25 protein-coding genes and 3 pseudogenes are annotated in these 25,027 nt (G+C 54.3%); 19 read left to right on the top strand and 9 right to left on the bottom strand.

Translation table 11 applies throughout. The features are described 5' to 3' along the window. Positions 1 to 159: 159 nt before the first annotated feature. Positions 160 to 822, bottom strand: a complete 663-nt coding sequence (locus LJU29_RS27845) for a recombinase family protein (RefSeq protein ID WP_257113028.1) — start codon at positions 820 to 822, stop codon at positions 160 to 162. 11 nt (positions 823 to 833) lie between these two features. Between LJU29_RS27845 and LJU29_RS27840 the strand changes: the two genes are divergently transcribed. The 5 genes from LJU29_RS27840 to LJU29_RS27820 all read left to right on the top strand — a co-directional run bounded on the left by LJU29_RS27840 (position 834) and on the right by LJU29_RS27820 (position 4,873). Beyond that, positions 834 to 1,996, top strand: a protein-coding gene (locus LJU29_RS27840; RefSeq protein WP_122320854.1) for an IS3 family transposase whose coding sequence is annotated in 2 segments (ribosomal slippage) — positions 834 to 1,089 and positions 1,089 to 1,996 — 1,164 coding nt in all. Because the reading frame shifts where the segments join, the coding sequence is not laid out codon by codon here. A 382-nt stretch (positions 1,997 to 2,378) separates the two neighbouring features. Beyond that, a complete protein-coding gene (locus tag LJU29_RS27835) occupies positions 2,379 to 3,083 on the top strand; it encodes a nucleotide-binding protein (protein ID WP_004661990.1) in 705 nt (234 codons plus the stop codon). Then, entirely contained in the window at positions 3,080 to 3,403 is a 324-nt protein-coding gene (locus LJU29_RS27830) for a hypothetical protein (RefSeq protein WP_004666942.1), read from the top strand. Before LJU29_RS27835 ends, LJU29_RS27830 begins: the two co-directional genes overlap by 4 nt. A 110-nt stretch (positions 3,404 to 3,513) precedes the next feature. Beyond that, positions 3,514 to 4,155: an SOS response-associated peptidase gene (locus tag LJU29_RS27825; protein ID WP_057423598.1), complete on the top strand. Its 642-nt coding sequence runs from the start codon at positions 3,514 to 3,516 to the stop codon at positions 4,153 to 4,155. A 187-nt stretch (positions 4,156 to 4,342) separates the two neighbouring features. Continuing rightward, complete coding sequence (locus LJU29_RS27820) at positions 4,343 to 4,873, top strand: PBECR2 nuclease fold domain-containing protein (protein ID WP_057423597.1); 531 nt, start codon at positions 4,343 to 4,345, stop codon at positions 4,871 to 4,873. 982 nt (positions 4,874 to 5,855) lie between these two features. On the opposite strand, the gene LJU29_RS27815 is transcribed toward LJU29_RS27820, so the two are convergent. Next, on the bottom strand, positions 5,856 to 6,806 hold the full coding sequence (locus tag LJU29_RS27815; RefSeq protein ID WP_257113015.1) for a tyrosine-type recombinase/integrase: 951 nt from the start codon (positions 6,804 to 6,806) through the stop codon (positions 5,856 to 5,858). Beyond that, positions 6,807 to 7,493: a hypothetical protein gene (locus LJU29_RS27810; protein ID WP_122323139.1), complete on the bottom strand. Its 687-nt coding sequence runs from the start codon at positions 7,491 to 7,493 to the stop codon at positions 6,807 to 6,809. A 132-nt stretch (positions 7,494 to 7,625) separates the two neighbouring features. Between LJU29_RS27810 and LJU29_RS27805 the strand changes: the two genes are divergently transcribed. Both LJU29_RS27805 and LJU29_RS27800 read left to right on the top strand, forming a co-directional pair. Then, the gene (locus LJU29_RS27805) at positions 7,626 to 8,126 is read left to right on the top strand and encodes an Hcp family type VI secretion system effector (protein ID WP_054078349.1); all 501 of its coding nucleotides are present in this window, start codon (positions 7,626 to 7,628) and stop codon (positions 8,124 to 8,126) included. Positions 8,127 to 8,150: 24 nt separating this feature from the next. After that, positions 8,151 to 8,678, top strand: coding sequence for a DUF2778 domain-containing protein (locus tag LJU29_RS27800; protein WP_019331484.1), 528 nt, complete (start codon positions 8,151 to 8,153; stop codon positions 8,676 to 8,678). Between the two features lie 365 nt (positions 8,679 to 9,043). Here LJU29_RS27800 and LJU29_RS27795 read toward each other — a convergent pair whose 3' ends face one another. Next, positions 9,044 to 9,817: a helix-turn-helix domain-containing protein gene (locus LJU29_RS27795; protein ID WP_122302952.1), complete on the bottom strand. Its 774-nt coding sequence runs from the start codon at positions 9,815 to 9,817 to the stop codon at positions 9,044 to 9,046. A 108-nt stretch (positions 9,818 to 9,925) separates the two neighbouring features. Between LJU29_RS27795 and LJU29_RS27790 the strand changes: the two genes are divergently transcribed. Beyond that, on the top strand, positions 9,926 to 11,026 hold the full coding sequence (locus LJU29_RS27790; RefSeq protein WP_257113010.1) for a polyamine ABC transporter substrate-binding protein: 1,101 nt from the start codon (positions 9,926 to 9,928) through the stop codon (positions 11,024 to 11,026). 309 nt (positions 11,027 to 11,335) lie between these two features. Here LJU29_RS27790 and LJU29_RS27785 read toward each other — a convergent pair whose 3' ends face one another. Further along, a complete protein-coding gene (locus LJU29_RS27785) occupies positions 11,336 to 11,689 on the bottom strand; it encodes a helix-turn-helix domain-containing protein (protein WP_003319387.1) in 354 nt (117 codons plus the stop codon). A gap of 242 nt (positions 11,690 to 11,931) precedes the next feature. Here LJU29_RS27785 and LJU29_RS27780 point away from each other — a divergent pair, with 242 nt between their 5' ends. The 3 genes and pseudogenes from LJU29_RS27780 to LJU29_RS27770 form a co-directional block, all read left to right on the top strand. Beyond that, on the top strand, positions 11,932 to 12,465 hold the full coding sequence (locus LJU29_RS27780) for a transcription termination/antitermination NusG family protein (RefSeq protein ID WP_031598405.1): 534 nt from the start codon (positions 11,932 to 11,934) through the stop codon (positions 12,463 to 12,465). A gap of 88 nt (positions 12,466 to 12,553) precedes the next feature. Then, positions 12,554 to 12,766, top strand: a complete 213-nt coding sequence (locus LJU29_RS27775) for a hypothetical protein (protein ID WP_257113007.1) — start codon at positions 12,554 to 12,556, stop codon at positions 12,764 to 12,766. A 27-nt stretch (positions 12,767 to 12,793) separates the two neighbouring features. Next, a pseudogene (locus tag LJU29_RS27770) lies at positions 12,794 to 13,105 on the top strand (lytic transglycosylase domain-containing protein); the annotation flags it as partial. 178 nt (positions 13,106 to 13,283) lie between these two features. Here the strand turns inward: LJU29_RS27770 and LJU29_RS27765 are convergent. After that, a pseudogene (locus tag LJU29_RS27765) lies at positions 13,284 to 14,144 on the bottom strand (IS91 family transposase); the annotation flags it as partial. 90 nt (positions 14,145 to 14,234) lie between these two features. Here LJU29_RS27765 and LJU29_RS27760 point away from each other — a divergent pair. After that, positions 14,235 to 14,516 carry a hypothetical protein gene (locus LJU29_RS27760; RefSeq protein ID WP_057424767.1) on the top strand — a complete coding sequence of 94 codons (282 nt, stop codon included), beginning with the start codon at positions 14,235 to 14,237 and terminating at the stop codon, positions 14,514 to 14,516. Between the two features lies 1 nt (position 14,517). Then, positions 14,518 to 15,720: an IS91 family transposase gene (locus LJU29_RS27755; RefSeq protein ID WP_257113005.1), complete on the top strand. Its 1,203-nt coding sequence runs from the start codon at positions 14,518 to 14,520 to the stop codon at positions 15,718 to 15,720. Between the two features lie 9 nt (positions 15,721 to 15,729). Here LJU29_RS27755 and LJU29_RS27750 read toward each other — a convergent pair whose 3' ends face one another. Further along, entirely contained in the window at positions 15,730 to 16,653 is a 924-nt protein-coding gene (locus LJU29_RS27750; RefSeq protein ID WP_060404573.1) for a recombinase family protein, read from the bottom strand. Between the two features lie 206 nt (positions 16,654 to 16,859). Here LJU29_RS27750 and LJU29_RS27745 point away from each other — a divergent pair, with 206 nt between their 5' ends. The 6 genes from LJU29_RS27745 (at position 16,860) to LJU29_RS27720 (ending at position 23,114) form a co-directional block, all read left to right on the top strand. Beyond that, positions 16,860 to 17,099 carry a ribbon-helix-helix domain-containing protein gene (locus LJU29_RS27745; protein ID WP_010216588.1) on the top strand — a complete coding sequence of 80 codons (240 nt, stop codon included), beginning with the start codon at positions 16,860 to 16,862 and terminating at the stop codon, positions 17,097 to 17,099. Further along, positions 17,099 to 17,518, top strand: a complete 420-nt coding sequence (locus LJU29_RS27740) for a putative toxin-antitoxin system toxin component, PIN family (RefSeq protein WP_044324867.1) — start codon at positions 17,099 to 17,101, stop codon at positions 17,516 to 17,518. Before LJU29_RS27745 ends, LJU29_RS27740 begins: the two co-directional genes overlap by 1 nt. Before the next feature lie 3 nt (positions 17,519 to 17,521). Further along, entirely contained in the window at positions 17,522 to 20,497 is a 2,976-nt protein-coding gene (locus LJU29_RS27735; protein ID WP_257113003.1) for a Tn3 family transposase, read from the top strand. 30 nt (positions 20,498 to 20,527) lie between these two features. After that, positions 20,528 to 21,241, top strand: a complete 714-nt coding sequence (locus tag LJU29_RS27730) for a YecA/YgfB family protein (RefSeq protein ID WP_057432826.1) — start codon at positions 20,528 to 20,530, stop codon at positions 21,239 to 21,241. Between the two features lie 381 nt (positions 21,242 to 21,622). Beyond that, positions 21,623 to 21,904 (top strand): hypothetical protein, encoded by a 282-nt coding sequence (locus tag LJU29_RS27725; protein ID WP_257111235.1) that lies wholly within the window; start codon positions 21,623 to 21,625, stop codon positions 21,902 to 21,904. A gap of 1 nt (position 21,905) precedes the next feature. Continuing rightward, positions 21,906 to 23,114 carry an IS91 family transposase gene (locus tag LJU29_RS27720; RefSeq protein ID WP_257113001.1) on the top strand — a complete coding sequence of 403 codons (1,209 nt, stop codon included), beginning with the start codon at positions 21,906 to 21,908 and terminating at the stop codon, positions 23,112 to 23,114. 172 nt (positions 23,115 to 23,286) lie between these two features. On the opposite strand, the pseudogene LJU29_RS27715 reads toward LJU29_RS27720, so the two are convergent. Further along, positions 23,287 to 23,499 (bottom strand): annotated as a pseudogene (locus tag LJU29_RS27715) (DUF4113 domain-containing protein); the annotation flags it as partial. Between the two features lie 202 nt (positions 23,500 to 23,701). Then, positions 23,702 to 25,027 carry a replication initiation protein gene (locus LJU29_RS27710; protein WP_257112998.1) on the bottom strand — a complete coding sequence of 442 codons (1,326 nt, stop codon included), beginning with the start codon at positions 25,025 to 25,027 and terminating at the stop codon, positions 23,702 to 23,704.

The raw sequence follows: 25,027 nt of genomic DNA, 5'->3' as shown, positions 1-25,027 counted from the left end.
TTGCAAAATCATGCGTCCTGCACGTCATGCTCGACGAGGGCTTTAGAGTCGGAGACTAAATCGATGTAGCTAAAGCGCGAAATGTTGTGTGTGGGCGACGGAACAGCAAACGTGCGACGCACGGGAGACCGGGCGTAAAAATAATAGTTATTGCTACGTTCATAACTTCGCTTTGGCTTGGTTCTGTGCCCACACACGCTTGACCTGGCTGACACTGACCCCGGCCAGCCGAGCAGTCTCCGCAATGCTGCATCCACCGCTTTTAAGCGCGATGACTCGTTCATGCATTTTGGTATCTGGCTTACGACCAAGGTATCGACCTGCATCCTTGGCCAAGTCTATGCCTTGTCGCTGTCGCTCTCGCCGGTCCTCGAAGTCGTCACGCGCTATTTGTAAGGCCACACGCAACAGCATGTCTTGTACGCCTTGTAACACCACCTTGGCGACGCCGCTGGATGCTTCGGCCAATTCCGATAGATCGACGATGCCGGGCACCGCCAAGCGTGCGCCCTTAGCCTTGATCGCGTCCACAAGCCTTTCTGCTTCGACCAAGGGAAGACGGCTGATTCGGTCGATCTTCTCAGCGATGACGACTTCACCTGGTTGCAGGTCCTCGATCATGCGCAACAGCTCGGTACGGTCGGATCGAGCACCCGATGCTTTTTCGCGATAGACCGCGGCCACGTAGTAGCCCGATGCTCGCGCATTGCCAATGATCGCTTCTTGGCGCTGCAAGTCCTGGTCTTCTGTACTGACACGCAGGTACACCCTGTAGTGGTCTAATGGTTCCGGACACTCATTTAGGCGAGAATATCGCCAGATAGAGGTGTCTGATGACCAAACAACGCCGTACCTTTTCCGTTGAATTCAAACGCGAGGCCGCAGGCCTCGTGCTCGATCAAGGCTATAGCCATATCGAAGCCTCCCGCTCGCTTGGGGTGGTCGAATCTGCGCTGCGTCGCTGGGTCAACCAGCTTCAACAAGAGCGCAACGGTGTCACTCCACAGAGCAAAGCCCTCACGCCCGAGCAGCAAAAAATCCAGGAGCTCGAAGCCCGGATCGCCCGTCTTGAGCGGGAGAAATCCATTTTAAAAAAGGCCACCGCGCTCTTGATGTCGGAAGAGCACGAGCGCATGCGCTGATTGATCAGCTCAGTGTCCATGAGCCAATCGAATTGCTGTGCGAAGTGTTCGAGGTACCTCGCTCGTGCTACTACAACCATTGCCTGCGGCGTCGGTCTCCAGACGCCGAGCGGGTTCGTTTACTTAGCCGAGTCAATGAGCTGTTCGGGCAAAGTCGAGGCGCTGCCGGCAGCCGCAGTATCGTGTCGATGATGCAGGCGGATGGCGAGCAAATCGGTCGGTTCAAGGTGCGTAGCTTGATGCGGGAGCTGGGATTAATCAGCAAGCAACCAGGCTCGCATGCTTATAAAAAAGCAACAGTGGAGCGGCCTGACATTCCGAACATTTTGAATCGGGAGTTCGATGTACCCGCGCCCAATCAGGTCTGGTGTGGCGACATCACCTACATCTGGGCGCAAGGAAAATGGCATTACCTGGCGGTGGTTATGGATCTTTACGCGCGTCGGGTGGTGGGCTGGGCGTTTTCGAACAAACCGGATACGGACTTGGTGATCAAGGCGCTGGACATGGCTTATGAGCAACGCGGCAAGCCTCAGGGCCTGCTGTTTCATTCCGACCAGGGCGTCCAATACGGGAGCCGACAGTTTCGCCAGCGGCTTTGGCGATACCGCATACGCCAGAGCATGAGCCGCCGGGGTAATTGCTACGACAACTCGCCGATGGAGCGTGTGTTCCGCAGCTTGAAAACTGAGTGGATACCGACCGTGGGCTACATGACGGTCCAAGAGGCTCAGCGGGATATCAGTCATTACCTGATGCATCGTTACAACTGGATTCGGCCACACCAGTTCAATGATGGAATGGCGCCCGCTCAGTACGAGAAAAACCTTAACGTCGTGTCCGGGATCAGTTGACCACTACACCCGCGCAACATTGAGAGTCGTCATCATATGGCCCATTTTGGTATACCCAGATAGGCCATGGTTTATCAGCTATGGCTCAATGGGTATAACCGCAAGCCTATAGAGCCATCTTAGAAAGAACCACCATGTTGAGCCATACCGAAAGCCCGAGGCAGGTCTTACGCTGGTTTCTGTTCCGTTACGCCCTAGACCCCTATCTGCATAAATTCATATTTGAATTCCTCAATGAATTCCTATTGAATTCTTTTGAGATATCGTTCAGGATAGCCTGATAGATATCTGCATGAATTCCTAAAGAATTCACTGCGGATATCGTTAAGGATATCCATAATGATATCCTTTTGAATTCCTGATAGATACTATAGGTGCTTATATGCCGGTCATATCGTTCGTGTCCCCCAAAGGCGGGGCTGGCAAGACAACATCTGCCCTTGCGCTGGCCACTCAGATTGCAAAGCGTGTGCCTGTGACAGTGATTGATGCTGACCCAAATCACCCCATAGACTCCTGGTCAAAAGGGGGGGCGGTTCCAGAGAACATGACTGTTATCTCCGGTGTAACAGACCAAACGATAAGTGACACCATTGCGGAAGCAGCAACCAAGACGCCTTTTGTAATCGTGGATCTTGAAGGCACAGCGGCGACAATCGTCGCGTACGCTATAGCGGAGTCTGATCTGGTTATAATTCCTTCCCAAGGGTCGCAGTTGGATGCTGAGCAAGCCAGTAGGGCGTTTGGTCTCATCAGAGCGCATGAGCGAGGCATTCAGAAGCATAAGCCCGACTACAAATTGCCCTACGCGGTCTTATTTACGCGCACCTCCGTCGCAATACAAAGCAGGGACACACGGCATATTCGAGAGAGTTTCAAGAAAGGCGGTATCCCGTTTTTTGAGGTTGAACTCAACGAAAGGGCTGCCTTCAAAGCCATGTTTTCATATCGTCAAACCTTGGAATTGCTTCCTCGCAACGAAGTATCCAATGTAGATAAAGCCATTGATAATGCTGAGGTTTTCGCTCGCGAAGTTATTGCCAAGCTTACACCTGGCGATGCAAAGCCTATGGAGGTTGAAGCATGAGTCGAGTCGATCCTTTAGAAGGCCTGAAGAATTTTGAGCCTAAGCCTGCTGCTAGCCAAAAGTCGAAACAGGAAAGTGCTGCACTTGAAGAGCTGGCAAGCGAACATGGCTTCGTAGCCCGGCATCCAGCCCCATCAAATGCACGAGTCGATAGATCAAAGCGAAGGTTCACAACCGGCAGAAATATCCAAATCAATATCAAGGGCGATCAAGCTACTAAAGATGAGCTTTATCGCCTTGCAGATGACATTGATGCTCCCCTAGGGGAGACCCTTAAAAGGGCGCTGTCAGCACTGGCGCGTGAGCTGAATTCAAAATAGGCTGGTCAGCAGGGCTCCTAAAGGGTCAGCGTCTGTAGAGTCGAATAATTGGAACGCTGGGGCAGGGCAGGGCCTCACATTAGGACATTTACATGTTCCAGTGAGGCTCTATGTGCAGCCATTACGAAGCACCGTCACCGCACCAGATAGCCGAAGCGTTCGGCGTAGCACCGTTCGACCAGGGCAGACTTGATTTGTGGCCTGGCTACCTCGGTCCATTCCTACGTAGCGCTGACGGACGCGTCGAGGACAATGAATCTCCCGCATCCATGGAGGTGCTGACTGGCTCCTTTGGGCTGATCCCGTCCTGGAGCAAGGACAGTAAAATTGCCAGGCGCACGTACAATGCTCGGTCAGAGACAGTGGCCGAGAAACCATCGTTCCGACATGCATGGCGCCAGGCGCAACATTGCATTATCCCTGCGGTGGCCATCTACGAGCCGGACTGGCGATCAGGCAAGGCAATAGTTACGCGTATAGCCCGTGCAGACGGCGAGCTGCTAGGCATTGCTGGGCTGTGGGAGCAGTGGCGCGATCCGTCCACTGACCAGATCCTGCACAGCTATACCATGCTGACCGTGAATGCAGATGATCACGACTTCATGAAGGCGTACCACAAGCCCCAGGATGAAAAGCGCATGGTAGTGATTTTGCCCAAGGGCTCATATGCGGACTGGTTGACTGCGCGGCCAGAGCAGAGCGCGGCGTTTATGAACCAGTACCCGGCAGATAGGCTGATTGTGGACATGTGATGAGCCTTACCTGGAGCTGGTGATGGACAGGGTGACTTGTCGCGCTGGCTGTCACCGGCAATCCTGAATGTCGAGGGAACTCTGCTCGCTGAATTGAACCTCTACCGCCAGGCTCGGCATCACTACTGCCTTTCTCAAGACATGGCACAATGACGACCTAACAACCGCCAAGATTGAGCGACGACGTTTGAGCACGGACACTCTCCTACCCAAAATTTCTGAAGTAAAAGGCCAGCCCACGTGGGTTGATAGCAATCTTCCTGACCTGCGTACCTTGGCGCGTGAGCTGCGTACACATGCTCTTGAGGAAGTCACTGCGGCGTCCAGCCATGAAGACGCCATTGAGGTGACAGCTCAGCATCTGGGGTTCATCGACTCTGCGATTTTGTCCATAACCGTCAGTACGCCTATGGGGGATGTGACGATCCTGCGCAGCAGCATCTACCACATCGTCGAAAAACGACTGGATGCCCGTGAGCGCTACGTAAGATTGGCTTTAGACACTCTCACAGGGCCGCTAGAGGTCTGGAAAGTAGCTTTCACGGACGGCACTGACCGTCTGGCTTTCATTGGTGCGTATGAGTCTAAGCGGCAGATGCTCGTAAGCGTTGTGTTCATCGAGGGCCAGATGCTCTGGAATTTTATGCACACGGACGCCAAATCGCTCAACAAGCATCGTCATGGCGAGTTGCTGTACAAGCGCTACACGCTTTTTTGAGAGCAAAGAAAAAGAGCTACTTGTGAAAGTAGCCCTAAAATTTCAAGCTTGATATTCATATACACACCCTCAAGCAGGGGTGTGGAGGTCTCACCCTACGCCGATGTTCAGCCATCGCCGGGGTTCCTACGCCAGTCATTGCCGCTGAAGGCCACTGGTTTCGCGCTCAATTGCAATCATATACATGGTGACACGTGTGTCAACCAAATTTGATGAATGGCCGTGATTTTCCGGGACTTCCGATGACCCTTGATGATAGGAATTCCGCTGCACTACCTGCTCTTGATTGGGCCTATGGCAGTACCAGGTAACTGCTAGCCGTTGTTTTAGAGAGTCAAAAACGGGAGCCAAGGCTCCCGTTTCTTCTCTGGTGCGGTTAGTCCTTAGAATTCCTGTATCACGCGATACAAGCGAATGGACCAGTAAGCCGCTTGCAGCGCGCGAATCAGTTCAGACGGCAGAAACCGTTCGAAAACTGCTTTCATAGAGTAAACCTCATGCGTTAAAGGGCTCGCCCAGATCGAGCGAGGGTATCAACGAGGCGGACAGCACAAAGCCTTAAAGTTGACGGCAGTGTCATCCCGCAATACCCTTTAACCGCCAAGTCAAAAGAAGTATTGCGTTTCGTCTTGCCCTGCATGTTACCAATCGCTTTGCAACGAAGGAAGAAGTTCGCTGAGCGCTGCGTGTGGATGATTTCAAAACGCCGTGAGGCCCGCAGTTTGCGGGCCTCGTCGTTTCTGAGTAAAAATTTGCAAAAGGTACATCGTGGGATGATATGTATTAAAAGTATTCCCCACTGTACCCCTCAGAATCATTGAGCCTCACCGTTCGTCGGTGGCAAGGGAGTTCGTTTTCGCAGTTTTTTGGTAAGTGTTGCTAGGGTATCTGTTGTCAACTAATCGTTGAATGCTTTTTTCCGACGAGCGGTCAATGCTCTGAGCCATCAAGACAGTAACCGAACCTTTCGCTAGCGCTAGTCTCAGTACTTCACTTTGAAAGTCGGTGAATCCTCTGGACGCTGGCCGCGCCTATCGTATAGCCGCGTGGTACTGATGTTGGCATGGCCCAGCCACATCTGCACCTTGGCGATATCCGCATCATGCTCCAGCGCATTGGTTGCCGCTGTTGCTCGCAAACCATGCACACCCAATCGCTCGACCTCGATGCCTGCCACGCGTGCCCACTGCGCAACAATGGTGTAAAGACCATTCGCAGTGATACCGGCACCGGTGGTGGTACCACGCATCGAGCGAAACAGCGGACCCGGCGCGGCGTCTCGTTCAACATCCTGTTCCAGGTACGCATAGATGCGCTCGGCGGCCACTGGATGGAGGGGCAGAAAGCGGATCTTGCTGCCTTTGCCATGCACCCGCAGGTGTTTGATGCCACGACGCTCCTGCAGATCACCGGTCTTGAGTTGCGCCGCTTCCTCTCGACGCAAGCCGTGGTACAGCAGCACGGCCAATATGGCCCTATCGCGCAGCCCCTTGAGTGTTTCAGTGTCTGGGGCATCGAGCAGCTGCTTGGCCTGGTGGTCACCGAGGGCCGGTGTCTTGCCTTCATTGCTCTCAATCCGAGGCCGTTTGACGCCGTGGACGGGATTACCTCCCGCGACCGCGTTGTTCTCCAGGAGGTGATCGAAGAGGCTGGCCAGCGCGGCCAGTTTGCGTCGGATCGTGGCACCGGCCAGGCCTCGCAGCTCCAACTGTGCGCGCCAGGCTAAAACGTGAGAGCGGGTCACAGCGCGAAATTCCTCGGCGCCGGCCAGACCGACAAAGCTGCAGAAGTCCTGCAGGTCATTCTGGTACGCACGACGCGTGCGCGGGTTGTCGATATTGGCGAACCATTCCACTGCCGCAGGCATCGCAGCGAGGTGCTGGAACTCCGCAGCCGTCAGCCGACGCTTAGGTTGGATAACAAGCTGGGACATCTAAGCTACCTTCCAGTTTTTTGTGTGGATCACCCGGCAACGGTGGACTACTTCCTCGACGCAAGGATGGCGCGGTGAGCTGGTGTAGATCTCTGTACCGTAGAAGGGAAGAGCGCCTAGGAAGTCTTCCAGCACAGCATCAACTTCAAGTGAAAGCAAAACCAATGCTTTGAAGGCGTTGGGCACTTGGTCTTTCTCGAATATGGCCCATCTATCCGTCATGGCCCGTTCTGCCTTTCCCTCCCTGTCCCATTCCCTGGATTTGTGGTGGACCAGTGCGTTACGCGCCTTGACCAGCCCTTTGAGGCTATTGAACGCAGGTCCGTTCTCATTGAGGGAGCGACCGCAGATGAGACGAGGAACAATCATCCACTTGCCTAGCAGATCCATTTTATCCAAGTAAAGGGTGGCCACCCTGTCGCCCAGCTGGATGGCTGCCAAGTCAAAAACAGCAGCTTCGATGGCCATGGCTGAAAAGACGATGGTCTTGATGCCGTTCGCAGCCTTTCGGTCTTCGCGGTCCATAGCTCCGGTGGGATCGTAAGGCGGGCAAAACAGGGGACTGGGATCTGCAGCATCGTCAAGAAAAAATGCGAAGGCGTCTTCCGCAATTCTTGCGTAGGTGTCCGCCATAGTGTCGACACGGATGTAGGTGTCGCGGATCTGAAAGGGGTCTGAGCTGCTCATCAGCGTCCTGACTTAAAAGTGGTGATAACGTATTTTATCACCACTTTTGCTAATTTGTCGGCCAGCCCGATTGACCACGCAAAGCAAGCCACTCAAAATGCTGCAAATCAATCAGCAGGGACGATTAGCGACATGGCATTTGATGCGTATCTGAAAATCGACGGAATTCCAGGTGAGGCTCTTGACGCTCAGTTCAAGGACTGGATCGAAATGGAAAATTTCGACATAGGTGCAAGCCAATCCGCCTCAGCGACGGCGAGCAGTGCAGGCGGGGCAACGAGTGGTCGTGCACGCATGAGTGACTTCTTCTTCCGCAAAACCGTGGACAAAGCCACACCAAAACTGCACGAAGCTTGCTGCAGTGGAAAGCACTTCAAAGAGGTCACCATCGCGGTCAATCGTGCAGGCACTGACAAACTCAAATACCTGGAAATCGTACTTGAAGAAGTCATTATTTCCTCCGTCTCTCTCAACGGTAATGGGGATGTAGAGGGCGGCTTCCCCACAGAAACGGTACGACTGAATTATGGCCGTATCAAAATGACCTATACACAACAAAAACGCGCAGATGGGCAAGGGGGCGGCCAGGTCGTAGGCGGTTGGGATGGCATTGCCAACAAGGTATACGCCTGAGATTACATACGGAGAAGCATGCCTATGGACAACTCTTCAATTGATACCAACAAAGTCGCGTACTGCACTTTTGAATTGACAGGCCAGCCGATGAGCCTGCTGAAGTGCAGTAATAACGAGAGCTACGAGGCTTTTTCAGGCTTATCTGGTTTTGCCAACGATCCTGCCGAAGTGAGCAACGCGGAAAACGGTCCGCTCCCGCCCGGCCGCTACTATATTTTAAATAGGGAAAGTGGTGGAAGGTTCGGTTGGCTCAGGGATCCCATCACGGACCTGATAGCAAGAACTGAGCGCAGTGATTGGTTCTCACTCTACCGGGACGATGGGCAAATCGATGATAGTACGATAATAGATAATGTTAAAAGACAAAACTTTCGGCTGCATCCTGTAGGCCCGATGGGAGTGAGCGAAGGCTGTGTGACAATGACATCAAAGCTCGGGTTTGAGCAACTAAGTGTATATTTACACAACATGGATGGAGACAGAATACCAGGCTCCGGACAAAAATATTACGGAATTTTAGACGTTATCGACCCGAGGAAAGCTAAATGATACGAGTTATAAAAGCTTGCATGAAATCAGTCGCTATACTCATCGCGGCAGTTTTTCTAGCTCGTTATCTAGTGGGCAGTGGATTGGTCAAAGCCGTACTAGATTCCTCGGTTGGAAATAAAATATATGTAGGGTTACGTGGTGTTTTCAACGTAAGTGGCAGCGAAGACGCAGAGACATTAGTAGTCTGCGTAGTGCTCGGGCTTTCTATATTATTTTTGGCTTTTTCATCGTGGCTGCTATCTAAGATTTTTTTTAAGTATTCTTCAAAATAGAAATTAGCTAGCCGCTGGAGCGTTTTGGATAGGGCGGCGATTTTTTAAAGTAAAATGTAATTTTTTTATGCTAAAAATTTAAACATATAGCTAGTTTATAGTGCTTTGGAAAAAGTATGCAAAAAGCTCTGATTGCGATTTTATATTAAGCTTAGAGTAGAAGTTTCTTCGGTGGACCTTCACTGTTTCTGAAGATACAGAAAGTTTTCCTGCAATTTCGCTATTTGAGAAACCGCTCAAAGCTAACTTCAACACTTCAATTTCACGACTTGTGAGTTTGGGGGCGAGTTTTACAATTCGGTCCTGCCACTGCTGCGGGCGTGAGTTTTTTGACTCGCCGATTTCAGAGGCTATCTGCTGCTTCATTAAGGCTAATACCCAAGGTTTAATCAAGTCAAATGTAGCGATATTGTCTTGAGTAAAGCGGCTTTTACTACCCAATGATAGACATAGTGTTTTATCAGAATCAAGCTGAACGTTGTACTGGACCTCATCGACCGATACGAACTCCTCAAAATACAGATGATAGTATTCCGTTTCAGAAAAGTGAGTAGGTACAATGTCCAAAAGATGAAAAAAGCCACTTTGCGGATTTTCTCGATTGGCTATGTAAAAAGGGTCAAGCATGTAGAGACCCTTCACATAGTGGTTAATCAGTCCGTCTATTTCCTCAGCATCTGCAGTTTCGATGTGGCAGAGTGCCTGCACGCCATTGCTCTCGAAAACCAGCACTACCCAGTTGTCAATTGGAGAGTATTCGTTCAGCAACCTGACTAACGAACTCCAAAACTCAGGCCGGTTTAGCTTCTCGATCAGCTTGGCTATTGATCTGTGCCAAATATTGCACTGGAGCTGGTTTAGCATCATCTACCCCTTTTGGGTTATTTGAAATCGGACTCGGTACGATTATATTGCAGCCTCGCGGATTCGGAGCCTACTAATGATTACTGACAACCGGCATGGAGAAAGCCTATGAAAAACGTGTGTCTATTGACCCTCTTGACTGCCTCTTTGTTCAGCGTGGGCCTGAATACAGCGGTGGCAAGCCCGCCCAGTGTTAATCTGTACAACTGGTATGGCTTCATCGCACCAGATACCCCTAAGGAATTTGAGCACGAAACCGGCAACCAATTGCTCATTGATTCCTTTGACAGCGCCGAGATCATGCAAAGCAAGGTTATGGCTGGACGCACAGGGTATGATGTAGTGGTAGCCACTTCAAACGTGTTACCAAATTTGATCACTGCAGGAGTTCTCCAACCTCTGGATCGTAGTCAGCTCAGTAACTGGTCTCACCTTGAGTCAGATATATTGGCTAAGGTCTCTGTCAATGATCCAGGAAATCGTTACGCAGTACCCTACCTCTGGGGTACTACCGGAATCGGCTATGATGTCGATAAGGTGAAGGCTGCCCTAGGCGATGATGCCCCGGTCGATAGCTGGGATTTGGTATTCAAGGAAGAAAATATTAGCAAGCTGAAGCAATGCGGTGTAGCAATGCTCGATTCCCCTAGTGAAATTATTTCTATTGCATTGCATTATCTTGGATTGCCTCACAACAGCAAGAACCCTGAGGACTATAAGAAAGCTCAAGCCCTGCTGCTAAAGATTCGTCCTTATGTGCGCTATTTTGACTCGTCCAAAATTGACGCTGATCTTGCTGATGGAAACATTTGCGTCGTTGTCGGGTGGGCAAATGGTGCACTTGCCGCGCAAGAAATAAACGAAAAGAACAAGACTGGACGACGGATTGCGTACTCCATTCCACGTGAAGGCGCTTTAGTATGGTCTGAAAATATGGTTTTGTTGAAAGACGCCCCTCATCCTCAAGAGGGTATGAAGTTCATAAACTATATGCTGCGTCCTGAGGTGATTGCTAAAACTTCAAATCATACACTGTACCCTAACGCGAATAAAGATGCACTGCAGTTTGTAGACTCAAAGCTTAGTAGTAACACATCTATATATCTGGATAAAGATGCCGTCGCTAGGCTTTTCCCTCTGGAGCCGCTACCTTTGAAGCTGGAACGGATTCGTACCCGTGCTTGGGTTAAAATAAAAAGCGGTATGTAATCCTTAATATATTTAATATTGAGTGCCCCTTTGCTTATGTTTTTTAGTTCAGGGGCTCTCAAATGACTGTATTGAGTTGAGGTTCATAATAAGCTATGAGTGCTCTAATAAGTGTATTCACAAAGCAATGTCAGGTAGAAATCAAAGAGTTGATGGACTTGATACGTTTAGACGAAAAGTACGCATCTTTGTTGTCGGATGGTATTTTTCCAATAGATCACGAAGCAATTGAATTCAATTACCAACGACGTTTTCGAATAATGGAAATTTCACGTAAATACGGCCTGGGCTGATGTTTGATATGGCTTGTTATTTTTCATCAGACTTGTTGTAAGTCGTGAATTTATTCATGAATGCCAGAATCTCTTCTAGAGATTCTGGCGAATCAACTTCTATTGCTTTGTCAGCGATTGCCTGTCTAAGCGATATCAGGCGCGTCCTCAGTACGTCTTGGCCGCCTGGTAGCAGTTCGCCAGGAGCTACATCAAAAGCCATCGAGATTTTTATCAACTGCTCAACGCCGGGGAGGTGTATTCCTCTTTCGTAACAACCTACAAGCGGCGCATCACAGCCTATTTTTTCAGCAAGGGCTGCTTGGCTCATGCCTGACAATTTACGAAGAGCCTTGATTTTTGCTCCTACGAAGCTTCGAAGCGTGTCCATTTTTTACCCATAAAATCGCATGGTTTCATGCGGTTGGCTCACGGAAAAGAAAACAAATCATCTAATAGATGGTTTTCCATTTACTTTTTCTTTTGTTTGCTCTATTTTGTTATCTACAAATCCATCACCTGGTGGCCATCCCGGCCCAGTACAGATGGAGCTGGTTTCCATCAGCACACCACTCGCCCCTGCGCTCAGCGGTTTGGGAATTCGAAAGAGCGCCTGATCGAAAGGTTCTGAATATGAAAAATTGGCGTGTTTTGATGCACAATTCTGCCGTACATCAGTCACTTATCACGTTGATCGAACAGTTGGACGTGGAGGTGTATTCCCCCGAAAGCACTACCTACCGCAAACGTCCGGATCGCCCTTCATCGGTAGAGACGAAGGTGCGTTTGTTTCCTGGCTATCTGCTGCTGCGCTTCGATCCTGAGGTCACGCACACGACGACTATCACCGCTCTGAATGGCGCTCATGGGTTCGTTCAGTTTGGCGGTAGCTCCTGTGAGTTTGGCGGTAGGGCCTGTGTTGTGCAGGACGCTACGGTCGAGCAATTAAAAGCCGCTACCTTGGTTCGTTCTAACCGTCAGCTTGACTGCATCGAGTTTCGTAATTTGCCGACAGAGCTGGAAAAAACGCTGCGTCTGATCATCGATATGAAATCTGATGCTGCGCGCAGAGCGGCTTTCCTTGCGCTGCTGGCCCAGGACGCAGCGCTGGAGCGCCTTGTCAGGCGCCACGGAACCCTTTGCTATTCGAGGGTACGTGCCGCCTAGGCATTACTACTTCCCACGATTTCCCATTTCACCGCCTGGTTTTTCCAGGCGGTGTTTTTTTGCGTTCTCACAGCCCTTAGGAGTTCCCATGGCGTCATCCGAAGATGAAACAACCACCAAGACAGTAAGCGTTTATATCCGCCCGGCCAGGGTGGAGGCGCTGAACAAAGCTGCGATACGGGTGAGCTATGAAACCCAAAGCTCCAGGCAGATTTCACCCTCGGAGCTCGCTCGCTACCTGATCGATAACTATTTGGAGCAGGCCGTTCAGGAGCTCATTGCAGATGCTGCAAGAAAGTAGTCGTTCCGTAACCCAGGAGTTTTTAACATGCTCACCACCAGTGCCTTCCTGGCCCTGGCTATGCAATGCGCTCCCTCGATACACCCCGCCACGCTTACCCCCATCGTCAAGACAGAATCCTCCTTCAATCCCTATGCCATTGGCGTGGTCGGCAAAGTGTTGCCGCGTCAACCGCAAAGCCTAGATGAAGCCGTATTGGCGGTGAAAAAGCTGGTCGCGGAGGGGGCTGACTTCAGCATCGGCCTGGGCCAAATCAACCGGCAGCATTTCGATGTCAACCGACCCGAACCTGTATTTGAGCCCTGCACCAACCTGCGCATGGCCGCCGCTGTTCTTGATGCATAGGAATTTCAAAATGCCTATGCATCAGGCTGACGCTATGACGGAGGCGTCATGCCTTCATAGCGATGCGTAGTAAGACGCTGAGGCGTTACATATGCAGTGAAAATCCCTATCAGAAAGCGTTAATGCAGGTTATTTCACCGCGAAGCCTAGGTGCGGACGCACCTTCCCCCTGTCAGGGCTTCACGTACCTCATCTGCGCGATCGCCTGAGCGTTGAGGACCAGTCCCTGCACCGTCAGCCCGCTGATTGCCGCCGTGTATACCATCCGCGCGCCACACAGCACGCAGCGGAACGGATCGACGTTTAGAAAGGCTTTGGCCATCTGCACAAAATACAGCTTCGGTGTTGGTCCTGGCGTCGCCATCTTCAGTGCTTCATAGACCTTTGGCAGGTACTGCCCGCAGACCCGATTGGCCAGAAAACCAAAATACCGGATCATCCGGAAATGCTTTTCCGGGATGTGCTGCACCACCCGGAAAAGCATGTCGGCCTGGCTCAGCGTTTCCTGCTGATAGGTCTGTGTGCGGTGATCCAGGTAGGTGAAGCTCAACGTGGCCCCGTTGGTGTAATGCGCCAGACGACTGCCCGAGATGGGCGGTTTTTTCAGGTAGCGGCCCAGGTAATTGACGGTCTTTCGGCCGTTTTTCGTCTTCTTCGACAAGTGGATGTGCCAGTGCTGGCCACCAGCGGTCAGTATCAAACGGCGCCAGTCGCTTTCACAGAGGATGTGGGCCAGCGGCGGCGGCATCGTCAGTTGCGAAAGCGGCTGTCCCAGCAGGTAATCGCGCACCAGCCACATCCAGCGCCGCCGCAGGGCCTCTTTGTGGAACGACAGATTTTTCCAGACGCCCTGCTCATCCAGGCCGCCCGCGGTCACCGACAGGTGGACGTGGGGATGCCAGTTGAGCCGCCGGCCATAGGTGTGCAGCGCCCCGAAAATCCCGACGCGCAAACCGCGCCGCCTGGCGGCGTAGATCAGGTTATCGGCCGCCAGCCGAAACAGCGCATCGAGCAGCCAGCGGTTGTAGAAGAACTGGGCAGCCTGCGGCTGCAAATTGTGGGATTTTGAAATCGGTTATCATAGCCGAAATCGAGTCGATCCCTCCTCAGCACAGGCTTACACATGGCGTCAGAGACCAAAAAACGTAAACGGGCGAGCCGGGCAAAAGCCAAGGCAAAGCAGACCCGTCTCCAACGCGCCGGGCATACCACCTTCGTTCCCGATACCGACTTTTTCTTCGATATCGATCCTTTGGGTGATGTCGATCTTTGTAGTTGCTGCCAGACAACGTATCTGAACGACATGTTTCCCGACGCTTCTTGCGTAAGCGTTTCGATGAGAGAAGGGCCAGGCGGATTCGCCATCACCGCCGTCATTCACCACGATGAGGAGCCGCCCTGCTGACGTGGCCTCTGCACCGCCTGCTTACAAACCTCGACCGCTCAAAAACCTCTTCACGGCCAACGGCTGCTGGGCAGATTTGCTGGAGGCCGGCGGTCTGCGCCAAATCGAAGTGGAGTCGATCAGCAAAATGCTCGCCTGCGGCACCTCGATACTGGGCGTCAAACACTACACCTGCGCCAATGAGCATTGCCCACACGTCAAATACCTGTGCAACACCTGCCATTGCCGGGCCTGTCCTTCCTGCGGCAAAAAGGCCACCGACCAGTGGATCGCCGTGCAAAACAACCGTCTGCCCGACTGCCCCTGGCAGCATCTGGTGTTCACGCTGCCCGACACGCTGTGGTCCCTGTTCTTCTACAACCGCTGGCTGCTCGATGCGCTGTTTCGTCTGGCGGCCGATAACCTGATCTACACCGCCAGGCGGCGCGGTTTGCGCGTCGGGATTTTCGGTGCGCTGCACACCTATGGCCGGCGGCTCAACTGGCATCCCCACGTCCACCTGTCGGTGACCGCGGGCGGCCTGGATGAGCAGGGCGTCTGGAAAAATCTGTCGTTCCACAAAGAGGCCCTGCGGCGGCGCTGGATGTGGCTGGTGCGCGATTACCTGCTGGGACAGCCGCTTTCGCAATTGACGATGCCGCCGCCGCTGGCCCACATCCTCTGTGAAAGCGACTGGCACCGTCTGATACTGACCGCTGGCGGCCAGCACTGGCACATCCACTTGTCGAAGAAGACGGAAAACGGGCGAAAGACCGTCAATTACCTGGGCCGCTACCTGAAAAAACCGCCCATCTCGGGCAGTCGTCTGGCGCATTACACCTCCGGAGCCACGTTGAGCTTTACCTACCTGGATCACCGCACGCAGACCTATCAGCAGGAAACGCTGAGCCAGGCCGACATGCTGCGCCGGGTGGTGCAGCACATCCCGGAAAAGCATTTCCGGATGATCCGGTATTTTGGTTTTCTGGCCAATCGGGTGTGTGGGAAATACCTGCCGAAGGTGTATGAAGCATTGAAGATGGCGACGCCAGGACCGACACCGAAGCTGTATTTTGTGCAGATGGCCAAAGCCTTTCTAAACGTCGATCCGTTCCGTTGCGTGCTGTGTGGCGCGCGGATGGTATACACGGCGGCAATCAGCGGGCTGACGGTGCAGGGACTGGTCCTGGGGTCTGGGGAGCAATGGAACAGGGAAGTCAGTTAAGCCCCTACGTCACCAGTACCGGTCAGTACCCTCCATGTGCACTTCGCTTTCGGAGAAGCAGTGGCGGTCGTCCGCGCCACTGGCGATGTCGCTCAGCAACTCGTTCACCGTGTCGTCCAACTCTGCATCGCTGTCGTAAGGCACCTTCAGTTCGTACTCGCCGTTCGATCGCCGCTGAGCGTCGTACTCATCGAGATAGAAGTGTTCAATGTGCTCTATCGTGCGTTTCTTACCGCGCACAAATTTACTGTTGTTCTCAATCCGCAGAGTCAGCAGGAGGGTGGCGACCTTGGTCGTGCTGATACCGGTGTTGCCATTGTCCCGCACGCCGGATGCCTTTCGCGCCGACTTCTCGTAGGCGCTGATCGCTACGCCGCGATGCCGAAGGTAGCTGTACAGCGTGCTCTTGGAGACGTGCAGCTTCTGCGCGATAGCGGCAACGGACAACTTACGTTCACGATACAGCGTTTCGGCAACCATCGCCGTCGCCTGCGCTCGTGGCGTCAGCCCCTTCGGCCGTCCGCCCATCCGTCCGCGTGCTCGCGCGGCCGACAGTCCTGCCTGGGTGCGTTCCCGAATCAGTTCGCGCTCAAACTCGGCCAACGATGCAAACAGATTAAATACCAGCCGGCCTTGTGCACTGGTGGTATCGATGGGGTCATTCAGGCTCAACAGGCCGACCTTGCGCTCAATCAAATTGCCCACCAGCTCTACCAAATGCTTGAGTGAGCGTCCCATCCGGTCGAGTTTCCAGATCACTAACACGTCCCCAGCTCGAACTTGGCCAAGCAGTTCGTCCAATGCGGGCCGCGCCGTTTTCGAGCCACTGGCTACATCTTGGTAAATGCGTTCGCAACCGGCGCGGTTGAGTGCATCGAGCTGCAGGTCGAGATTTTGGTCGCGCGTGCTTACGCGGGCATAGCCGATTTTCATCAAAAGTCTTCTTTACTCGTCTGATTTCGACAATATCGAACTTTGATACGTCAAACCATTATTATGAACCTGTTGTGGGCACAGACGGCGTGTACGGCTGATCGTTTGTTAAAGTTTCGAAAAACGATCGTTTTATCGAACCATTGCAGTGTAGCGTAACAAAGCGTACAAACACCTAAATGCAAAAACACCGATCAGGAGAGCACATGAATACTGTTCGCTGGAACATCGCCGTATCGCCGGACGTGGACCAGTCCGTCCGCATGTTTATCGCGGCTCACGGCGGAGGACGCAAAGGCGATCTGTCACGCTTTATCGAGGAGGCCGTACGCGCTTATTTACTGGAACAAGCTGTCGAGCAGGCGAAGGCCGCCGCCGCCGGCATGAGCGAAACGCAGCTGACCGATCTCATCGACGAGGCCGTGCAATGGGCGCGTGAGCACTGATGCGGGTCATTCTCGACACCAACGTCCTGCTCGGCGCACTGATCTCGCCACTCGGCGCACCCGATGCGATTTATCGTGCCTGGCGCGCTAAGCGTTTCGATCTGGTGACATCAACGGCCCAGCTCGACGAGCTGCGTCGTGTAAGTCGTTATCCGAAGCTCAAGGCTATTTTGCCTGCCCACCGCGTTGGCACGGTGGTCAACAACATGCAACGCGCCATCGTACTGGATACGTTACTGCCTCTGGCGGAGGGCATTGAAGCTGAGGATCCTGATGACACCTTTTTGCTCGCGATGGCAGTGACTGGCGAGGCTGACTACCTCGTAACCGGTGATCGACGGGCCGGGTTGCTGCAACGTGGCAGCATCGGCCGTACGCGGATCGTCACCCCGGCCACTTTTTGCGCCGATGTACTGTAACGCATGCCCGTCAGCTTCCTGTCGACCACGCAACGGGAACGCTACGCTCGCTATCCAGAGACACTTTCCAGTGAAGAACTGGCGCGCTACTTCCACCTGGACGATGATGACCGCGAGTGGATCGCCACCAAACGTCGTGACAGCAGCCGTCTGGGCTATGCACTACAACTGACAACCGTGCGTTTTCTTGGTACGTTTCTGGAGGATCCCACTGCCGTGCCAGAAGCCGTACTGCGCACCCTCGCAACCCAGCTCAATATCCCTGAGTTTGCCGATTGCGTCGCAGCTTATCGCAGAACCAGGCAGCGCTGGCAGCACACAACCGAAATCCGCGCACGCTATGGCTACCGTGAGTTCGCAGACACCGGCAATCAATTTCACCTTGGGCGCTGGCTATGCGCCCTGTGTTGGACGGGCACCGATCGCCCGAGTGTGCTTTTCGAGCATGCCAACAGTTGGTTGATCGGTCACAAGGTACTGCTGCCTGGCGTCACCCTTTTGGAACGATTCGTTGCCGAGGTGCGGTCGCGCATGGAGTCGCGCCTTTGGCGGTTGCTGACGCGTGACGTAACAGATGTCCAGCGGCAGCGCCTTGACGATTTGCTGGATCCTGTCGAAGGCAGTCGCCAGTCCTGGCTTGATCGATTACGCAAGGGACCGGTACGCGTGAGTGCCCCAGCACTGGTACAAGCATTGTTGCGCATCGAAACGATACGTGATCTGGGAATCAAACTGCCTAATACCAAGGTACCGCCCAGTCGCATCGGGGCATTGGCACGCTTTGCCAGCACCGCCAAAGTCTCAGCTGTGGCCAGACTTCCAGACGCACGGCGCATGGCTACCCTGGTGTCTTTTGTCCACAGTCTAGAAGCCAGTGCTCATGACGATGCCCTTGATGTGCTCGACCAGTTGTTGCGCGAACTGTTTAGTAAGGCGCAAAAGGAAGATCGCAAGACCAGGCAGCGTACGTTGAAAGACTTGGATCGGGCTGCTTCAATGCTGGCCAGCGCATGTCGAATGCTACTCGACCCAAGTCTGCCAGACTGCGAATTACGCGAGCGTGTGTATGCCGCTATTGGACAAGACGAACTGACCCAGGCCCTGAACGATATTGGTACTCTGGTGCGCCCGCCAGACGATGTGTTTTACACCGAACTGGCGGCCAAACAGGCGACTGTGACGCGCTTTTTACCGACGCTGCTGCGTGTCATCCAGTTCGACGCCAATCCGACAGCACGCCCACTGGTACAGGCACTGCAATGGTTGCATCAGAGGCCAGACCATGACCCAGCTATCACCATTGTGGACAAGGCATGGCAACGTCATGTCGTGGGAGAGGACGGAAAGGTCAATTCCAGAGCCTTTGCCTTCTGTGCCCTCGCCAAGTTGCGTGTGGCGATTCGTCGGCGCGACGTATTTGTCAATTCAAGCTGGCGATATGCCGACCCGCGCGCGGGCCTGTTAGAAGGGACCGAGTGGGAGGCTGCGCGGCCTGTCATTTGCCGCTCACTGGAGTTGAGCGTGCAACCGCAGGCCACCTTGGCCGCGTTGACACAGGAACTGGATGAAACCTATCGGCGCGTCGCTGCACGCCTGCCCGACAACGACGCAGTTCGCTTTGAGACAGTCGGCGACAAGACAGAATTGGTACTCAGCCCGCTGGAAGCATTGGCGGAACCGGCATCGCTGATCGCTTTGCGTCATGAGATCAAGATACGCATGCCCCGCGTCGATCTGCCGGAAATCCTACTGGAGATAACAACCCGCACCGACTGCATGGAGGCGTTCTCGCATCTAACTGAACGCACAGCACGGGCCGCCGATCTAAACACCAGTCTGTGCGCGGTGCTCCTGGCCGAAGCCTGCAACACTGGCCCCGAACCGTTTGCACGCCAGGACACACCAGCACTGCGGCGGGACAGACTGCTGTGGGTTGATCAAAACTACGTGCGGGATGACACGCTGACTGCCTGCAATGCCGTGCTGGTAGCCGCACAAAACCGCATCGCACTGGCCCGCACTTGGGGAGGCGGCGATGTAGCTTCGGCTGACGGCATGCGCTTTGTGGTGCCTGTACGCACCGTCCATGCCGGACCAAACCCAAAATACTTCAATCGTGGACGCGGCGTGACTTGGTATAACCTGCTGTCCGATCAATGCTCGGGGCTAAACGCGATTACCGTCCCCGGCACCTTGCGCGACAGCCTGGTGTTACTGGCGGTCGTACTAGAGCAGCAGACCGAATTGCAGCCCACGCAGATCATGACCGACAATGGCGCTTATAGCGATGTAGTGTTCGGCTTGTTCCGGCTTCTGGGGTATAGGTTTAGCCCACGCTTGGCAGACATCGGTGGCACTCGGTTCTGGCGAGTCGATGCACAAGCCGACTACGGCGAACTCAACGCTCTGGCAAAACAGTGCGTCAACCTTGATCGCATCACACCACATTGGGACGACGTACTGCGTTTGATTGGTTCACTCAAACTTGGCCTGGTGCCCGCGATGGGAATCATGCGCACCCTGCAGGTCGATGAGCGACCGACACGACTGGCCCAGGCCATTGCTGAAATTGGTCGCATCGACAAGACTATTCACACACTGAACTTCATTGACGACGAGTCGCGCAGACGCGGAACGCTGCAGCAACTCAATCTCGGCGAGGGTCGCCATAGCCTGGCCCGCGAGGTCTTCCACGGCAAGCGCGGAGAACTGTTCCAGCGCTACCGCGAGGGACAGGAGGATCAGTTGAGTGCGCTCGGACTAGTCGTGAACATGATCGTTTTGTGGAACACCTTGTACATGGACGCGATACTCACACAGCTACGCCGCGAAGGCTATCCGGTGCGACCCGAAGACGAGGCGCGGCTTTCGCCGTTTGGTCATGAGCATATCAACATGCTCGGGCGCTACTCATTCTCCGTACCGGATGCCGTCGCACGCGGAGAACTGCGGCCACTTGGGAAAGCCTCAGAAACCTGAATTACTCAACTTTATTGGAACAAACACCCCATGAGCCATCCACCTTTTCAACAAGCGCTGACCGATGCCGAACTCGATAGGCTGACTGATTTTCTTGATGCCATCGGCTCACCGGCCATGAACATTGAAATGCTCGACGGCTATTTTGCGGCACTGATCTGTGGTCCGGAGATGGTGCCTCCCAGCGAGTACCTACCACAAATCTTGGGCGAGAATTTTAGTTTTGAGAGCAATGCTCAGGCTACCGACATGATGGGGCTCATCATGCGCCACTGGAATACGATTGCATCGGTATTGCTTCACACGCTGGAGGAGCCTGACGTGTATTTGCCAGTGCTGTTGGAGGATGACGATGGCATTACTTACGGCAACGATTGGGCTCTGGGCTTTATGCGCGGAGTTCAGGCCCGACCTGGAAGTTGGCGTGACCTGATCGACAGCGACGAACATAGCGGGCCGATGCTCCCCATCATGCTCTTGGCCTATGAGAATGACCCCGATCCAGCGCTGCGACCACCGTCGGTTACTAACGAAAAGCGTGAAGAAGTGATTGAGATGATGATCGCCAGTCTGACGATCATCTATCGCTTCTTCGAGCCTCATCGATGGTCGCTGGCACTGAGACCACCCGATGTACCACTACGCAGAGAAGGACCGAAAATTGGACGCAACGCCCCCTGTCCGTGCAGCAGTGGACGCAAATTCAAACATTGCTGCGGATCCAAATCCCCAACGATGCACTGACCATTGCTGGTGACCCAGGCAGCTTAACTGACTTCCCTGTTCCATTGCTCCCCGGACCCCGTCCTCAACGCTCAGGCGATCGCGCAGATGAGGTACGTGAAGCCCTGACAGGGGGAAGGTGCGTCCGCACCTAGGCTTCGCGGTGAAATAACCTGCATTAACGCTTTCTGATAGGGATTTTCACTGCATATGTAACGCCTCAGCGTCTTACTACGCATCGCTATGAAGGCATGACGCCTCCGTCATAGCGTCAGCCTGATGCATAGGCATTTTGAAATTCCTATGCATGAACTGGGCAGCCTGCGGCTGCAAATTGTGGGATTTTGAAATCGGTTATCATAGCCGAAATCGAGTCGATCCCTCCTCAGCACAGGCTTACACATGGCGTCAGAGACCAAAAAACGTAAACGGGCGAGCCGGGCAAAAGCCAAGGCAAAGCAGACCCGTCTCCAACGCGCCGGGCATACCACCTTCGTTCCCGATACCGACTTTTTCTTCGATATCAATCCTTTCGGTAATGTCGATCTTTGTAGTTGCTGCCAGACAACGTATCTGAACGACATGTTTCCCGACGCTTCTTGCGTAAGCGTTTCGATGAGAGAAGGGCCAGGCGGATTGGCCATCACCGCCGTCATTCACCACGATGAGGAGCCGCCCTGCTGACGTGGCCTCTGCACCGCCTGCTTACAAACCTCGACCGCTCAAAAACCTCTTCACGGCCAACGGCTGCTGGGCAGATTTGCTGGAGGCCGGCGGTCTGCGCCAAATCGAAGTGGAGTCGATCAGCAAAATGCTCGCCTGCGGCACCTCGATACTGGGCGTCAAACACTACACCTGCGCCAATGAGCATTGCCCACACGTCAAATACCTGTGCAACACCTGCCATTGCCGGGCCTGTCCCTCCTGCGGCAAAAAGGCCACCGACCAGTGGATCGCCGTGCAAAACAACCGTCTGCCCGACTGCCCCTGGCAGCATCTGGTGTTCACGCTGCCCGACACGCTATGGCCCCTGTTCTTCTACAACCGCTGGCTGCTCGATGCGCTGTTTCGGCTGGCGGCCGATAACCTGCTCTACGCCGCCAGGCGGCGCGGTTTGCGCGTCGGGATTTTCGGGGCGCTGCACACCTATGGCCGGCGGCTCAACTGGCATCCCCACGTCCACCTGTCGGTGACCGCGGGCGGCCTGGATGAGCAGGGCGTCTGGAAAAATCTGTCGTTCCACAAAGAGGCCCTGCGGCGGCGCTGGATGTGGCTGGTGCGCGATTACCTGCTGGGACAGCCGCTTTCGCAATTGACGATGCCGCCGCCGCTGGCCCACATCCTCTGTGAAAGCGACTGGCACCGTCTGATACTGACCGCTGGCGGCCAGCACTGGCACATCCACTTGTCGAAGAAGACGGAAAACGGGCGAAAGACCGTCAATTACCTGGGCCGCTACCTGAAAAAACCGCCCATCTCGGGCAGTCGTCTGGCGCATTACACCTCCGGAGCCACGTTGAGCTTTACCTACCTGGATCACCGCACGCAGACCTATCAGCAGGAAACGCTGAGCCAGGCCGACATGCTGCGCCGGGTGGTGCAGCACATCCCGGAAAAGCATTTCCGGATGATCCGGTATTTTGGTTTTCTGGCCAATCGGGTGTGTGGGAAATACCTGCCGAAGGTGTATGAAGCATTGAAGATGGCGACGCCAGGACCGACACCGAAGCTGTATTTTGTGCAGATGGCCAAAGCCTTTCTAAACGTCGATCCGTTCCGTTGCGTGCTGTGTGGCGCGCGGATGGTATACACGGCGGCAATCAGCGGGCTGACGGTGCAGGGACTGGTCCTCAACGCTCAGGCGATCGCGCAGATGAGGTACGTGAAGCCCTGACAGGGGGAAGGTGCGTCCGCACCTAGGCTTCGCGGTGAAATAACCTGCATTAACGCTTTCTGATAGGGATTTTCACTGCATATGTAACGCCTCAGCGTCTTACTACGCATCGCTATGAAGGCATGACGCCTCCGTCATAGCGTCAGCCTGATGCATAGGCATTTTGAAATTCCTATGCATCAAGCCGTGTCGTGTAGCTCTGGCTCATCAGCTCACGCCGCATGCCCCAGTCCGGCGTCATTGGCACTGAACCAGTGCGCAAAGTCCCACGACCCCACCTGCCATTGATCATGTCCAATGCCGCCATCAGTCGATCCGAACTCGCCGGTTGATTGGTCATGAAAAGGTCATCGGTAAATTCACCTGGTTGGCAGATATCGGGGAGCCAGCAGAATTCGGACAAAATCGTACGTTATGCCATCGTTTGCGGTTAGATTTTTAGCAAGATCACAATACTTTTCAGAGACTTATGGTTTTTAGGCTTGTCCGTTTGAAGTACACCTCAGCCCGGCGTCAGGCTGCTCACTGGCACCGCGTCAGACGCCGAGGCGTCTATCTCTATGCTCTTAACCTGACAGGTCGAATGCTTAACGTACGATTTTGTCCGTTTTCTCTATCGACCCCTTTAAGGGCTCTCCAGCTTGCGGCCCCTGCGGGACCGCAGATATCTGATGTACAGCGGATTGCACACCCGAGGCGCGGCCATCAGCAGGCTGACCTACAGGGGCCTGAACGGGTGGGTTAGCGGGTGAACGATCCTGCCGAGGAGGTACGGACACAGCCTTACGGCTGCCCCTCAGAACACTCACACTGGCAGGTCGGGAGACTTCCGTGAGGATGTGCGCGTAGCTGGCCACCGTTCTCACCGATACGCCGGCGAGCGTCGCAATCGCAGAACGTACCAGTGCCTTGCCCTGGTCTTGAAGCTGCCTGCACGCGGCCCGTATCTTCGATTCTGTGGCTTTTTGCCGCAGCTCATTAGTGCGCTTGGCCGCCAGGCTCTGCCGTTCGGTGAGCGACAAGCTGCCATCGAGCTGCATGGCCCCTCGGTGGCAACGGCGATCACCGGTGTAGCGATCCCACGTCCAGCGGCCTACGGATTTGACCGTGGCGCGTATCGACGACAGCGGCAGGTTTTCCGAAAACCCCTGCTTCAGAAAGCTGTTGTGGTTGTACGCATACGCATCGAGCGAGCGCATGAACGACTCGAACGAACCCAGCTCGCGCTCGCGATTGACGATGCTGTACGCAAAATAACGCAACTGCTCGAACAGGATGCAGTGCCGCGAATGGCTGACCTGGTCAAGCTTGGGACCTGTGGCCCAAGGTTTGACGGTCAGCTCCACCGCGCTCGCCAGTTCGCCCAGTTCGTACACGTGGCTATGAAATTCGGTCGTCTCCCACCAGGGATGGCCAGGTGTTTTGGCAACCGGGCCACCGTGGTAGTCCACGTCCGCGTCGAGGCGAGCCGCAAACGCGGCATAGATCGCTTTCATGTACTGAATCGGCTTGGCCCGTGCATTCTCTGTCGTGCATACGGACGGCACGGCATAGAACAACTGGGAATGGCCGCTTTTGCGGTTGCGCACCATCAGGTTCGGCGCAGGCAACCCGGCATCGTCCCAGGCCAAGGCGTTGGCATGGTCCAGGTCGAACACCAGCCAGGACACCATGCCGGGGCGATTGACCTGCATATAGGGATAACGCAGCGCGTATTCACGAGGACGGACGCGAGTCGCGGTTTTGTCGTCACTGCACCGCGCGAGGTACGGCGCTTCCAGCAATAACCGGTTGAGCGCAGTGCCGTCTTCGAAGAAACGGGCCGGTGGCATGTGGGTGCTGCTGGCCAGCGGATCGGTGTTGGCCGTGGATGAGGTCGCGAGGGCAAGACTGTTCGCGTTGTCGTGGCTCAT

Source organism: Pseudomonas ficuserectae (genome assembly GCF_024584585.1).
Taxonomy (GTDB): domain Bacteria; phylum Pseudomonadota; class Gammaproteobacteria; order Pseudomonadales; family Pseudomonadaceae; genus Aquipseudomonas; species Aquipseudomonas amygdali.
This window is presented reverse-complemented; position numbering and strand designations above follow the sequence as displayed.